The organism is Maribacter sp. UH1 (assembly GCF_056839145.1).
Genome location: NZ_CM166387.1, coordinates 117,395 through 132,503, shown reverse-complemented (window position 1 = coordinate 132,503; position 15,109 = coordinate 117,395). Strand labels below are relative to the sequence as shown.

The window sequence follows — 15,109 nt, the reverse complement described above, 5'->3', positions numbered from 1 at the left end:
AATTATTGCATTGATAATGAACGTATGGTCTTTTTATAATGTAATAGTAAAAGACCTATAATTTTTATTTTTTAGCAGATTGCCAACCGCCACCATCTCGGTATTTAATATTTTCAGTGGCGTGTTGAATGATTCCCTCAATTCTTTTGTTTCTTGTTTCTTCGCGCTTTGCTTGGTTTAACCAATAGAGGTAGCTTTTACGTTGGCTTCGTGTAAAGTTGTTGAAGTTGGTAAAAGCTTTAGGGTTTTTATCAAATGCCATTTGTAGCTCTTGGGGAATAACACCGTTCTCAACATCATCTAAAGAAGACCAAGAACCGTTGGTTTTGGCAACGTTTATTGATGCTAGTCCTGCTGCGTGCATTAGTCCGCTAGATTTCAATTCTTTAATATGATCTTTGTTTACCTTGCTCCATACACTTTTAGGTTTTCTAGGACAGAAATATTGCCGTCTTTTGCCATCGCCTAAACTTTTAACCGTACTATCGATCCAGCCATAACATAATGCAACCCGTACAGCTTCTTCCCAACGCATACTTTCTTTTTCATGGGCAACGGAGTAAAAAATGAGATGAACACCTGTATATTCCGTATGGTTATTGTGCAACCAATCCTTAAATTCAATGTCATTTTTAAAATACAGCTCCGGTATTTTTAGCATAATAGTACCATATGGTTAATAATGTATCATAAAAGTACAATGATTAAAATAAAGTATTGGTAAATAAAGTAACTCGCCCTATTTTTAGCAATATTTTACTCAACTTAACAACAACTAACGTATGAAAAAAATCTTCAATGCGCTGCTTTTAGGCTTTGCGCTTATTATTGTCTCTTGCGGTGGCAATAAAAGAGAAGGAAAACCCAAGGTATTGATATTCTCAAAAACTATGGGATTTGAACACAAATCCATACCTGCTGGTGTTGCAGCCATTCAAAAGCTGGGAACAGAAAAAGGATTTGCAGTAGACACCACTAAAAATGCAGCTCTATTTACAGATGATAATCTAAAAAAATATGCTGCGGTAATCTTTTTAAGTACAACAGGTAATGTTTTAGATCAATACCAAGAAGCAGCTTTTGAGCGCTACATACAAGCTGGTGGTGGTTATGTAGGTGTACATGCCGCGGCAGATACCGAATATGATTGGGGTTGGTATAATGATTTGGCAGGAGCACAATTTTTGAGCCACCCAAAGGGAATGCCAACGGCTGATTTCATTATTAAAGACAAGAACTTTAAAGCTACACAGTTTTTTACCGACTCTGTGTGGACAAGAACAGATGAATTGTATAACTACAAAAACATCAATCCAGATGTAAATGTATTAATGACTTTAGACGAGTCTTCTTATGAGGGTGGGCAAAATGGAGATTTTCATCCCATTGCTTGGTACCATGATTTTGATGGTGGTCGTGCATTCTACACAGGTGGCGGTCATGCCGATGCCAGCTTTTCTGAAGATTTGTTTTTAAAGCATCTTTTAGGCGGAATCGAATATGCCATAGGTGAAAATTTGGAATTAGACTATTCTAAAGTGACCTCTCAAATACCACCGGATGCAGATCGTTTTGCAAAAGTAACTTTGAGCGAAGGTCAGTTTTTTGAACCTACTGAAATGACGGTTTTACCTAACGGAGATGTACTTGTGGCTCAGCGTAGGGGAGAAGTAATACTATACAATGATGAAACAAAAGAGCTAAGTGAAGTATTAAAATTAGATGTCTATAGCAAAACTTTAAATACGCCAGGTGTTAATGCAGAAGAAGGATTAATGGGATTGCAAAAAGATCCGGATTATGCGAATAACCATTGGATCTACTTATACTATTCCCCAACAGGTGATAAGTGGATTAATCGTTTGTCAAGATTTAAATTTGAGAATGGAAAGTTTGATGAAGCGTCTGAACAAGTAATAATGGATGTAGACAGTCAGAGAGAAATTTGCTGTCATACGGGAGGTTCAATAGCCTTTGGTCCAGATGGTTTGTTATATCTTTCTACAGGGGATAATTCAACACCATTTAATGAAAAAGGAGTGAAGTATGTAAATAACGGATTTGCGCCTTTAAATGATATTCCAGGTCATGAGCAGTATGATGCTCGTCGTTCTTCAGGAAACACCAATGATTTACGTGGAAAGATCTTAAGAATTAATGTGAAAGAGGATGGTACGTACGATATTCCAGAAGGAAATTTATTTCCGGTAGGAACAGATAAAACGAGACCAGAAATCTATACCATGGGTCACAGAAATCCGTATAGAATATCTATAGATATGAAAAGAGGATATCTGTACTGGGGAGATGTTGGTCCTGATGCTAGAGCCGATAGTTTAGGTGTAAGAGGACCTAGAGGGTATGATGAAATGAACCAAGCTAAAAAAGCGGGTAACTTTGGTTGGCCATTGTTTATAGGTAACAATTTTGCATATAATGCATACGACTATGAAACAGGTAAAACAGGTGAGGCATTTGATCCTGAAAAGCCTATAAATAACTCTCGTAATAATACGGGTTTAACAGAATTACCACCTGCAATGCCAGCGTATGTATATTATCCGTACGTAGATTCTCAAGATTTCCCGCAAACAGCTACAGGAGGTAGAAATGCAATGGCAGGACCTACCTACTATTCAGATATGTACCAAGGTGACGAAAAACTACCGAGTTATTATGACGGAAAGGTAATTATCTATGATTGGATGCGAGGTTGGATGTTTGCCGTTCATTTAGATGAAAATGGGGATTTCAGTAAAATGGAACCTTTTGCTCCTGAGATTAAGGTTAATAGTTTAATTGATATGGAAGTAGGTCCTAAGGGTAAAATCTATTTGTTGGAATACGGTAGCGGTTGGTTTTCTCAAAATGCAAATTCTTCTTTAGGATATATTGAATTTAACGGAGGTAATAGACCACCGTTGATCAATGAAGTAACCGTTAGCAAAACAGCGGGAAAAACTCCGTTGACCATTTCTGCTACTATAGAAGCAAGTGATCGTGAAGATGATGCCATAAAATATATATGGGATTTTGGTAACGGCGAGACCAAAGAAACTACAGAGCCACAAGTCAGCTATAACTATGAAGATGCAGGAGTCTATAAGTTAAAGGTAACTGTTGCAGATGATAAGGGAGAAGAGGCAATTAGTGAAAGTACTAGTATAGTCGCAGGGAACTCAAGACCAGAGGTTACTATTTCTTTAGGTGATAATGCACCGGCATTTTACTTACCAGGTCAGAAAATTGCATACGATGTTTCTGTAACTGATGCAGATGGTACTGAAATTGATGCCGACAATATATTTGTAAGTGTGGACTATTTGGAAGGAATGGATAAGGTGGCTATGAGTATGGGACACCAACAAGTCTCTGCCACCGTTACTGGAAAAGCGCTGACCCAAGCAATGGATTGTAAAACATGTCATAAAGAAGCAGAAGCTTCTATAGGACCAAATTATAAGGATATTGCAGCAAAGTACAAAGAGCGTAAAGATGCCTTGAAATACTTGCAAGGTAAAATGAAAACAGGTGGTTCAGGAGTTTGGGGAGAAGTAACTATGCCTGCACACCCAAATATTACAACGGATGAAACTAGACAGATCGGATTGTATATTCTTTCATTGAATGGAGATGATAAAAAAGAAAAATCATTACCATCAAAAGGTACTATAACGGCAGAATCATCTGCACCGGGTAATATGTTGGTGATTACGGCTAGCTATACAGATGCAGGTGCCGAAGGTACTATACCGCTTACAGGTTCTAAATCTGTTGTCATACCTGCCAAAAAGGAAAAATAATAACAATTTTAACCAATTAAAAAGCCCGCTAATCAGCGGGCTTTTCTTATTTATAAGAGTGAGAATGTTAGCTTAATTTTTTGCTTATTAATTCACCAATTTGCATGAGTAAGTCCATCTCGGTTTCGGTAAAATCATAAGGTACCGGTTTAGCAATACCAATAGTTCCGTATAAATTGTCATTGTACATTAACGGTGCAGCTAATGATCCTTCTACTTTGGTATCTTTTGCCGATGGTCTAGCAACACCAGAATCATCAGTCTGTAGATTACACATTTCAACAGGTTTTCTTCTTTCTGCCGCAATACCCGCCATACCTTTACCAATAGGAATAGTAGATAGTTTAGGAATTAAAAACTCAGGAATACCTACTTGAGATTGAAGCTGTAGTAAAGACGCTTTATCTAAAAAATGTAACGTACCGGTAGCGCATTTAAAATGCTCTAAAATCAATTTTAGAAGATTGTCCCAGTTGGGAGTATTCTCCTTTAGTTCGGCGCTAACAATAGCTAAGAATTCTTTAGAGTTGTTCATATGGTTTTATGCTAAGTATTTCTAAGTTCAAAATTAATGATTTCGCTGATTTCATTTGCGTTATCTACAATCATAAAATGTTCTCCACCTTCAATAAGCTTTGTTCTGGTAGTACCTTTGGGCGGAATCAATTTGTCTTTTGTACCGTTTATCTTAAGAACTTTTGAGGATCGTGCTGTGTTTTGCCATGCAGTAAATTCTTGTAACGCCCATTTTACAAAGCTAAAATCCGTATCATCCAATATTTCATAAAACAATTTAGAATTTTTAGCTCCCATGATATATTTAGCAAGAAACCTTGGTGGGTTAAATAGAAACTTAGGAATAAATTTTAAAATTCTAGATTTGCCGACCCATTTATAAATCGGTCTTAACTCATCTTTTGTTTGTGCAGAAGAAATAAGAATTACTTTTTTCGGTTGAAGCATTTTACTTATTTCCGTTGCAATTAATCCACCGAAACTAACACCTATCAAACAGAACGCTACATTGGTGTCAATAACACTACTAAGCCTTTTAGAATATTCTTTAATATGTTCGTTTTGGTGGGGAGTAATCCAATCTATAGTGATCAATTCAAAATCTAGAGTTAAATGATTAAAAACTCTTTGGTCAGCACCTAAACCACTAATAGCGTATATTTTCAAAAAACCTTTTATGTAACGATTATAAAACTATTGATAAAGGTACGCTTAATCTCTTTTTTAAGTAATCTACATTAAACTATATTGTCTTTACTGGGTAGTTCTCTATAGGCGTAATATGCTAAAACGGCATGGATGGCCTTCTCTATTGCAATTCTTATTGGGAACAATTCTTCTCCTAAAGATTCATCTATAGAGCGCAACTGCATATAGTAATTACTAATAAGTGGATAATTTTTATTAGCTGCAATATGAGCATTGGCCTTATTAAAAGCTTTGGTCTTTTGTTCTTTAATAGGTTTGCAAGTAACTAATATGGGTTTATTGTTTTTGTGCAACATAGCAGAAAAACCAAACAGTCTACAAATGAGTCCGCGATGCGCATATTCAGAACAATAGCCTTTGGAGTCAGGTGTGATGATTTCGTTTAATACAGGACATATTTTATTGTCTTTATTATTTTGAAGTTTTTCTAACCATCGCTCCGTCTCCCCATGTATTAATAGGTGATAGGCTAGTGGTAAAAACTCTAATGCAGTAGCATTGATGTCCGGTTTTAAACAACATAGACCACAATTGGCTACACAGCTAAGTCCTGTAGATTGCTGAAAGGAGCCTAACTCCTTATCCAATTGGTTGAAAATACGATCTACCGCTTGAACTTTTTGATATATTGTCACTTATGAGATTAAGGTTGTACGAAGGTAGTCTATGTTTTCACACCCCTAACAATTAAAAAAAATATTAATGATTTTAGGTAAAACGGAATTATTTAGCTCTGTTTAAAGAGCTGAAAATTTATGATGTAAACAGTATGTAATCCTAAAATTTTGAGGTTTTGAGTCGCAAAGGATTTTGATCGGTTCTAGTTTTTATTTCAAAGCCTATAACACCTAATACTTGTTCTTCTTCGGTAAGCACTTGAACTTCCCATTCACCAGGTGTAACATTGGTTTTATAAGTATATCCTCTAAAGCCACCATCTCTACCGCCAGTAATATCGTAACCAATATCATCAACGTTTTCCCATTCTTTGGTCTTTGTATTATACCTTCTCCATCTATGAAAAATGGACTTCTTTAAGTCCGTAGGCGCAAAAATGGAAGAAAAAATATACACACGCTGGTCTGGAGAATAACTAAAATCCAATTTATGTTTACGCCAAAAAATTAAAGATTCCTCAGACTCATAAGTAACCTCATAGTTTCCGTTTTTTTGAATGACTTCATGAGCCACAATTCCTTTATCTAATGCCAAAGGTACGGGCGGAATCAATTTTAGGAAATAGAATAGGTTAATAATAGCGTAAATGGCAAAGATGATAAAAACCATTTTACCCAGTTTAATCTCCTTTCTGGTACTTGGGCTTTTACCATAGATAATAGTGAGAAGAATTAATGTACTAATTAAACTGACTGCTCCTGAAATCAAGAAAATTGTAGTATTCAGTTCCTTTAAAAATACAGGAATCATAAATGTGAAAAACGTGAAGCTAATAAAGTAGTATACCCCAATTTGAAGGTATTTGTTTGAAATTCGTTTTTTTAAAAACTCATTTGCAATCAGTAGCAAAACAAGAATGATAAAGAACGATGCTGTTTTGGATAAAGAAACACTTCTTGAGAAATAGATGACATAGGCACTAGATAACCCTCCGAAAAAAAATTGAATGGCAAGGGGTAAATATTCTTCGTATCGTTCTAGAAAGGTATTTTTCCATTTTCCATCGTCCACAAGATTGTAGAGATATAGCGTAATCGATAATGAGGTCATATGCAGACATAATACCGTTAAGTCATAGGTACGGTCAATACGACCAAGGGTCAGGGTGTCAAATATAAATCCGCCAACGAAAAATATAATTGGCGCATATTTTGAGTGCCTTCTTATAAAATTTCTGAAGGTACTATTTCTATATCTGGCAAGTGCTTTTTTCATGTAGCGTTAAAAATGACAGCAGCAAAACTACTGTAATTAAAAAAAGAAATTGACCTTATATAAATTAAGATGAACGCTAAATATCAATACGAAACAAAAGGTAATCTAATTTTTGGTTTCAACATAGAAATTTGGATCTACTCGTAATGAAGTTAAATTGCCTTTTATTTTCTCGGTTTTCCATTCCGTACTAGGTTCTATCCAAACTGCGATGTCGTTGATGTACACTTTTAAGGGTATGGAAAAATTGTCAACGGTATTGGTAAAGCGATACGCTATTTTTTTGCCCTTTACATTGTATTCGAAAACAGGGATTTTTGTGGTTCGTAAATACTGATCGAAGAAAGGTTTTAAATCTCTTTTCATACCTATGGCGATGACATTTTCGATTTCATCGGTAGTTACGGTTTTATGGTAAAACTCTGAATTTAGACCGCGTAAAATGGTTCTCCATTTTCTGTCATCATTTACAATTTGGCGTAAGGTGTGCAGCATGTTTGAACCCTTATAATACATATCGCCACTGCCTTCATGGTTTACATTATAAATACCAATAATCGGTTTATCATTTCTGATGTTGTTTCTAATACCTTGTACATAGGCATTTGCAGCTTCAGTACCGTAATGGTAGTCTAAAAATAAACTTTCGGAATAACAGGTAAACCCTTCGTGGACCCACATGTCTGCAGCATCTTTATAGGTGATGTTATTGGCAAACCATTCGTGACCGGCTTCATGAATAATAATGAAGTCGAACTTTAGGCCCCAACCCGTATTGGATAAATCTCTACCCAAATAACCTTTTTTGTACTGATTGCCATAAGTAACTGAGCTTTGGTGTTCCATACCTAAATATGGTACTTCAACTAGTTTGAAAGAATCTTCGTAAAACGGATACGGACCAAACCAATACTCAAAAGATTTCATCATCTTCGGAGCATCTTTAAAGTGTTCTTTAGCTTTCTCTAGGTAGTCCTTTAAAACATAATAATTCATATCAAGAGCACCTTTTTCTCCTTGATATATTTCATCAAAATGAACGTAATCGCCAATATTTACATTAACACCATAATTATTAATAGGGTTAGAAACAAACCAGTTGTAAGTATTGGTTTCTTTGTCCACACTTCTAAGACGACCATTAGATACGTTCATTAATCCCTTAGGAGCTTTTACACTGATTAACATACTATCAACCTCGTCATACATATGGTCTTTGTTTGGCCACCATACACTAGCGCCCAGACCTTGGCAAGAGGTTGCTACAAAGTCTTTGCCATTTGAATCTTTTTTCCAAGAAAATCCACCATCCCAAGGAGCTCTCACCGCTTCTTTTGGGTGACCGGAATACGTAACAACAACTTCATTGTAATCGCCTTCTTTTTGGGGTTTTACAAGTTGAATAAAATGAGCATTTATGTTATGTACAACTTCCAATTCTTCACCATCTTGAGTTACTTTTTCAATAGCTAAAGGCGGTTGCAGATCCACTTGTAAGACTTGATGAGGTTCTAATACTTTATAGCGAATGGTATTGCTTCCGCTGATAAATTTATCATCAGGATTCACGTCAATATCCAAATGGTAATAATTTAAATCCCACCATTCACGTTCAGGGGTAATACTGCCTCTAAGGGTATCTTGTTCGGTAAAGGTTTGTGCCTGTGAAAAAGAGCATATGCCTAAAGCTAGTGTAGCTATAATTTTTTTCATGAGTAACGTGGTTTTGGTTTATCTGAAAATTCCGTTAGGAAAAACGACCGGACTCTCAAATCCGTCTTCACTAACCGCAGAAACTCCAAAGAAGAAGTTATCGATAACAATGCCTTCCAAAACAAATTCAGAAACATCGCCCACATACCTGCTATAATCCCATGTTGGGGATGTCGTATCTCTCCAATATATTTTATATCCTTTGGAACCATCAACTTTGCTCCACTGAAATTTAGCTGAAGGTTCAACAATACCGCCAATTTTAACGGTTTTAGGGGCAGGAGGGGCCCAAGCTATAGATGCCATATTTATAGCATTAACAGCCGTTAATTTTGCGGCATACTCAAAATTTACATGTTCAAGAACATCGCCATAAGCAATACCATCTTCAACACGAATATCTTGGTGCTGTTGTGTATAGTTTTCATGAGCTTCCATAATACGAATACCAGGGAAACCAGCATCGTTGAAGGGTCTGTGGTGACCACCACGACCAAAACGATCTAAACGATAGATCATCATTGGATTCATTTCTGGCATGTATTGCTTTACGTTTTTATGAACATAACGTGCCAATTGTCTAGATACACCATCTACTTCGCCACCGTAAAAACGCCTAGCTTTACGTTGTTTTTCTGTTTCAGTAGGTGGTACGGGCTCAGAGAAAATTCTAACGTCAACATTGCTAATGGTACCATCCACACCTTTGATGTTACCGATCATATCATTATTGAATATACCAATAACCTCCCAGCCTTGGTCTTTAGCGTATTGGGCAATACCGCCACCGCCAAAAAGACCTTGCTCTTCACCTGAAAGCCCCATATAAATGATACTGTTTTCAAATTTATATTTAGACAAAACACGAGCAGCTTCTAATGTACCTGCCATACCGCTGGCGTTATCATTGGCACCAGGCGAATCATCTGTATAGTTTGTAGGGTCGCTAACACGAGAATCAATATCGCCACTCATAATAATATAGCGATTAGGGTATTTTGTTCCCTTTTGTATGGCAAGAACGTTCACTACTTCCACATCTTTTACAATGCGATCGTTTGCGCCTTTTTTGACTAAATCTTTTTGAAAGAAAACGTTTAAGCAACCTTGACATTCAGTAGAGGTTTTTTCGAATTCACTTTTGATCCAACGTCTAGCAGCTCCAATTCCCCTTGTAGTTGAGACAGTGTCACTTAAAGTATGTCTTGTTCCAAAATTGGCAAGTTTGGTAACATCGTTTTCAATACGCTCAGCAGAAACGGCATCGATAATATCATAAATACGTTGATCTGTTTGCGCTGTTAGCGTAAAAGCTGAGGTTAATAGAGTGAGTAATAAGAACTTTTTCATTGCAAGTTTTTTGGTGAGTAATGTTAGTATAGGTAATCGGTTTCTAAATTTAAGTAAAATATAGGGCTGACCATAATTATCATAAACAAAGTATGTAGTCATTAAGTATTCTTTTTTGCCAGTAAATAGTATACTCCTAACACCGGTCCAATAGCTAAAGGGATAAATAAAAGAGTTATAGGAATGATCGATTGAAGTGATCCTAGAAGTTGTATACTGATGATCGTAATAGCAAAACCAATGCAATTTACCAATGTAAGAGCAGTGCCTTTTAATTCTGGAGCTACTGCGGATGCCACTAAATTTGAAAATTGGGGTGAGTCTGCAGTAACTGCAATACCCCATAAACACCAACCTACTAAGAATAAATATATGGGAAGCGAAAATAGCAATGGCGAGATCAAGCATATAAAGCCGGATGCTATTAAGGCTGCAAGAGCCACTTTCTTACTACCTATGCGCTGAGAAAGTATGCCACCATAGGCACAGGATAATCCGCCGAGCGCTATTACGATTCCAGACCATAATGATACGGAAATATTACCTCCGGACTTTATAGCAAACCATTGAATTGCAATAGGTGTAAATGCCCAAAAAGCATATAGTTCCCACATATGCCCAAAATAACCGAATGCAGCTTTCTTAAATTCAAAATTTTGGAAAAGCTTGGGTCCTGCATTTAACTTCAATGTTGCGCTTGCAACTCTGTAAGGTCCATTAGGTACAAGTATGAAGAGTAATAATCCGCCAATAGCAGTTATACCAGAGGTTAACATAATTACTTTATCTGGATGACTTGCAAATGGACTTCCTTTAATCAAAAAAGGAAAAGCAGTACCAAGAACTAAGGCACCTACCAAATAACCCAGTGCTTTGCCTAAACCCTTCTCATAATAATCTGCGGCTATTTTCATACCTACGGGATAGATGCCGGCCAAAAAGAATCCTGTACTAAATCTTGCTAATAGCAATCCGCCCACGTTTAATTGTGGGTAGATTAAGGATAGATTTGAAATAGAGGCAAGAAATGCACAGATCATAAATACCCTTGAGGGTGAAAAACGATCCGCAATCATAAGAATGCCAAAAATTAATGTACCTACTATGAATCCGAATTGAACCGATGATATGACATAACTAATTATTTCAGGACCAAAATCTAACTTTTTGGTCAGTGATTCAATAATCGCATTACCGGCAAACCAGGTAGAAGTGCAGGCAAATTGCGAAAGAATTATGATGGGGAGAATATGTAGCTTTTGCTTCAATAGATTAATGTAAAAAAGTAACCTTGGCTATTTTATTATTTTCAATTTCATAAATACCTATTGCAGTATAAGAATCCCCTTGTATGGTTATGAATTCTTCATCAATAACTATATTACCGATTACGATCCTATTCTTAGTTTCACAATGAAGGTCTGTGGTAGTACTAAAAAAGCGTTCATAGTCATTTCGCATATTTTCAATACCCTCTGTTCTTAGTTCGCCGTTAGCACCATAAACTTTCACGTCTTTAGCGTAAGGACTTAAAAAGGCATTGATGTCTTTAGCATTATAAGCTTCAAGTTGATGTTGTACAGGTACTTCTGGATTTTTATCGACAGAAGTATCTTTTAAGAAAGTCATGCTATTTATAAGTCCGTCAACCTCATAAATGGCAACTTGATGAAATTGTCTATCGCCAATGGTTATCTGTTCTTGATCTATAATAGTCTTTCCCAAATGAATTCTAGAAGATACTTTTACATCAATATTTGGCGTACGGTCATAAAAGTTTTGATACTTTTCTTTTAAAATTTCCCGCCCAACGTACAGAGTGTCCTTTGGGTAGTTTTTTACCACAACATTTTTGGAAAAACAATTGGCAAATGCTTTTACGTCTCGCGCATTAAACGTTTCTACTTGCTTGTCAACAATTCTTTTTTGTGAATCTTTAGAAACAAAACTTAGGTAATTTCCTTTTGGACTAATCGCTAATCTAGAGATTCCGTTGACATCTGGATCATTGATTTGGGATGCTAATTTCCATTCTGTATCCACTTTGGGATCAAAAGACAGAATTATGGATTCATAGGCATTAATCAATCGACCATCGTTCATCCAAGAAATATCTTCGCTATCCCCTAAAATGTTAATAATATCCTTTGTTTCTTTAGAATTTGGATTTAATGATTCAACAATGGCATTTTCGCCACGTTTTGCTATAAAACTAATTAGCTCGGTATTAGGGATTTTATGCAATGACCTACCTACATTTTTTTGTGCAGTATAATAGGTGTTCTCCTTTAGGTTATACACTACCAAATCCATACGATTTTCAATTAATACCGTACATACTATGATATTTTTAGTATACCAAACATGATAACCCACTTTTAAATCTGGTATTAAAACCTTTGATTCACCTGTCTTTATATTATACTCATATAAACGTTGTAAACCATCTTCATCTAAGCGCACGGCTGAAATAGCCTCTTTCTCAGGAATTTTTAAAGGAGAATATTCACTGCCATTGGGTGTATTGGAAAGCCAAGTTGTCTTTTTATCGTTTATATCATATAGAATAATATCTGTTTGACTATTTCTAGTTGAAGCAAAAAGAATTTTTTCATCAGAAAAAAATGAAGGCTGATTATCATAGCCTTCATTGTTAGAAATATTTATTGGAGTTCCAATTTTTAAAGAATCATTTGACCAATTTAAATCTGTCAGATAAACTTCAGTGCCTTGTTGGGCATAAGAGTTAAGGCAGAAAAAAACGCTTACAAATGCAAAATTGAGAATTTGTTTCATTGTATTGTGGAATATGAATAGCGTTATCCTTCGTCGGCAAATCTTTTTAAAATTGTACGGACATTTTTTGTGTTATCAACAAAATACCTTGCTTGCGTTTTTTGGCGTCCTACTTTCACGGTAATAGAATCTTCAGGCAGTTCTTGAAACATAAACTCATCTGTCCAATCATCACCAATAGCGAAAACAAAATCGTACTCATGTTCCGTGTATACACGCATAGATGCTCTACCTTTATTCACATTACTACTTTTTATTTCCATTACCTTATTACCGTTTAACACGCTTAAATCGTCATTGGCAATTAGGCTAGTTAGTACCGTATTTAATTCAACAGAACGCTTTTGACCAAAATCGGGATCTGTTTTTCTGTAATGCCAAGCTAAAGAGTAATTTTTCTCTTCAATAAAACTACCGGGAGTACGATCAACAAAAGATTCCAATACCGGTAAAATCTTCTCCATCCAGTCTTTCTTTACGGTTTCCAGCATTCTAAACTCTTCGCCACCTTGCGAGATCCACACACCATGCTCTACGATCATGTTGTATTTTTTTGGTAAGAACCATTTTGTAAACGTTTCTTTATCACGACCACTAATTAAATACATATCTGTATTTGGCTGAGATGAAATCTGGTCTAAAAGTTTGTACAATTCTTCATCCGGAGATGCCTTTTGTGGGTCTGGGTGAAAACCTGCCAAAGTACCGTCATAGTCTAAGAATACTAATCTTCTTTTGGCTTTTTTATAATCATCCATTACTGTATCCATAAGATTTGCAGATAGTTTTTTGGACTTATAGGTTTGATCTTTCTCCTTTTGTCCCACTAGGGAATTCATGAAGTCGTTAGCCCATCTTTCCACATTATAACGTTCTAATCTCTTTTGTAATAGGGTATTTCTAGAAATTTGCTCTTCTTCAGGCATATTGATAGCCTCATAAAGCGAATCTGCTATTTGTTCAAAGTTATTAGGGTTAATTAGTAAAGATTCGTTCATTTCATTGGCAGAACCAGCCATTTCGCTAAGAATTAGTACTCCCGTCTTATCCGTTCTTGTAGCAATATATTCTTTGGCTACCAAGTTCATACCATCTCTAATTGGCGTTAACCAAGCAATATCTGAAGAAGTGTATAAATCAATTAAATTATCGAACGGCATAGATCTGTAGAAATACCAAATTGGGGTCCAACTAACGGTTGAAAGTTCTCCGTTTATACGACCAACCAATTCATCTACTTCACGTTTTAGCAATTGGTATTGTGGTACGTTAGATCGGGAAGGAACGGCAAGAATTATTAACCTCACTTTCTCTTTGTATTGTGGGTATTTATTTAAGAAATATTCAAAAGCATTTAAACGTTTTGCAATACCCTTGGTATAATCTAATCTATCAATAGATAAAAAGAATTTAGCATCTGGTGCAGATTTTTTATGTGTGTCCAATCTTTTTTGCAGTTCGGATTTTTCCTTTTCGCTGCGTTGGGAATGTTCTTTGGCTGCTTCACTGAATTTTTTATAATCAATACCCATTGGGAAGGAGTCTACTTTAATCACCCTATCATCAAGATAGATATCATTAAAACTTACCTCTAAGCCTAATAATCTACGTACAGAGCTTAAAAAGTGACGTTCGTAGTCATAGGTATGGAAACCAATTAAATCTGAACCCAGCAAACCTTGTAATACTTCTTGTCGCCAGGGTAATGTTCTAAATATCTCATAGGAAGGAAAAGGAATGTGTAAAAAGAACCCAATAGAAATATCCGGTCTTTCTGCGCGTACCATCTGTGGTACCAACATTAGCTGGTAATCATGAATCCATATGGTATCTTCATTATCCGCTTTAGCTAGAATGGCATCGGCAAACTTCTGGTTTACCGCTTTATAAATTTCCCAACTTTCCAATTCAAACTCAGAATACTCTAAAAAGTAATGGAATAGTGGCCAAATGGTTCTATTGCTAAATCCATAGTAAAATCCCTCGACTTCTTTTTCGGTCAAGTTAACTTTAGAAGAACCATGTTCCGCAAGTGCGCTATCAATTTTTGGTATCAACTCTTCTGGTATTTCTTCATCCGTCAATCCGCTCCAACCAATCCAAAGGCTATCACCGCCAGAGTGTACAGATTTCATTCCAGTAGCCAGTCCACCTACACTTGGCATTGCAGTAATGTCTCCATTGCTAATTTGTAATTGTACAGGTAGTCTATTTGAGATAATGATAGTTTTCGCCATAAAAGAGTTTTTTTTGCTACTTTTTGATATTTATTTCTCTAAATTTCGGGAAAAAGGAGGGCAATACCAATTGAAACCTCATATGAATCAAGA

At 36.1% G+C, this 15,109-nt stretch carries 11 protein-coding genes; 1 reads left to right on the top strand and 10 read right to left on the bottom strand.

Annotated elements, in window-relative coordinates; genetic code table 11:
* Positions 1-64: 64 nt before the first annotated feature.
* A complete protein-coding gene (locus UH1x_RS00595; RefSeq protein ID WP_482624282.1) occupies positions 65-661 on the bottom strand; it encodes a YdeI/OmpD-associated family protein in 597 nt (198 codons plus the stop codon).
* A 121-nt stretch (positions 662-782) separates the two neighbouring features.
* Between UH1x_RS00595 and UH1x_RS00590 the strand changes: the two genes are divergently transcribed.
* Positions 783-3,803, top strand: coding sequence for a ThuA domain-containing protein (locus UH1x_RS00590; protein WP_482624280.1), 3,021 nt, complete (start codon positions 783-785; stop codon positions 3,801-3,803).
* A gap of 67 nt (positions 3,804-3,870) precedes the next feature.
* On the opposite strand, the gene UH1x_RS00585 is transcribed toward UH1x_RS00590, so the two are convergent.
* The 9 genes from UH1x_RS00585 to UH1x_RS00545 all read right to left on the bottom strand — a co-directional run bounded on the left by UH1x_RS00585 (position 3,871) and on the right by UH1x_RS00545 (position 15,016).
* Positions 3,871-4,338 (bottom strand): GAF domain-containing protein, encoded by a 468-nt coding sequence (locus UH1x_RS00585; RefSeq protein WP_482624278.1) that lies wholly within the window; start codon positions 4,336-4,338, stop codon positions 3,871-3,873.
* An 11-nt stretch (positions 4,339-4,349) separates the two neighbouring features.
* A complete protein-coding gene (locus UH1x_RS00580; protein ID WP_482624276.1) occupies positions 4,350-4,985 on the bottom strand; it encodes a YqiA/YcfP family alpha/beta fold hydrolase in 636 nt (211 codons plus the stop codon).
* A 71-nt stretch (positions 4,986-5,056) separates the two neighbouring features.
* Positions 5,057-5,662, bottom strand: a complete 606-nt coding sequence (locus UH1x_RS00575) for a YkgJ family cysteine cluster protein (RefSeq protein ID WP_482624274.1) — start codon at positions 5,660-5,662, stop codon at positions 5,057-5,059.
* Positions 5,663-5,804: 142 nt separating this feature from the next.
* Positions 5,805-6,920 (bottom strand): DUF2914 domain-containing protein, encoded by a 1,116-nt coding sequence (locus tag UH1x_RS00570; protein WP_482624272.1) that lies wholly within the window; start codon positions 6,918-6,920, stop codon positions 5,805-5,807.
* 105 nt (positions 6,921-7,025) lie between these two features.
* Complete coding sequence (locus UH1x_RS00565) at positions 7,026-8,633, bottom strand: M1 family metallopeptidase (RefSeq protein ID WP_482624270.1); 1,608 nt, start codon at positions 8,631-8,633, stop codon at positions 7,026-7,028.
* Between the two features lie 18 nt (positions 8,634-8,651).
* Positions 8,652-9,983, bottom strand: coding sequence for a M28 family metallopeptidase (locus UH1x_RS00560; protein WP_482624268.1), 1,332 nt, complete (start codon positions 9,981-9,983; stop codon positions 8,652-8,654).
* Between the two features lie 101 nt (positions 9,984-10,084).
* Complete coding sequence (locus UH1x_RS00555) at positions 10,085-11,251, bottom strand: MFS transporter (protein ID WP_482624266.1); 1,167 nt, start codon at positions 11,249-11,251, stop codon at positions 10,085-10,087.
* A gap of 4 nt (positions 11,252-11,255) precedes the next feature.
* Entirely contained in the window at positions 11,256-12,779 is a 1,524-nt protein-coding gene (locus UH1x_RS00550) for a nuclear transport factor 2 family protein (protein ID WP_482624264.1), read from the bottom strand.
* A 23-nt stretch (positions 12,780-12,802) separates the two neighbouring features.
* On the bottom strand, positions 12,803-15,016 hold the full coding sequence (locus UH1x_RS00545) for a bifunctional alpha,alpha-trehalose-phosphate synthase (UDP-forming)/trehalose-phosphatase (protein WP_482624262.1): 2,214 nt from the start codon (positions 15,014-15,016) through the stop codon (positions 12,803-12,805).
* Positions 15,017-15,109 lie beyond the last annotated feature (93 nt).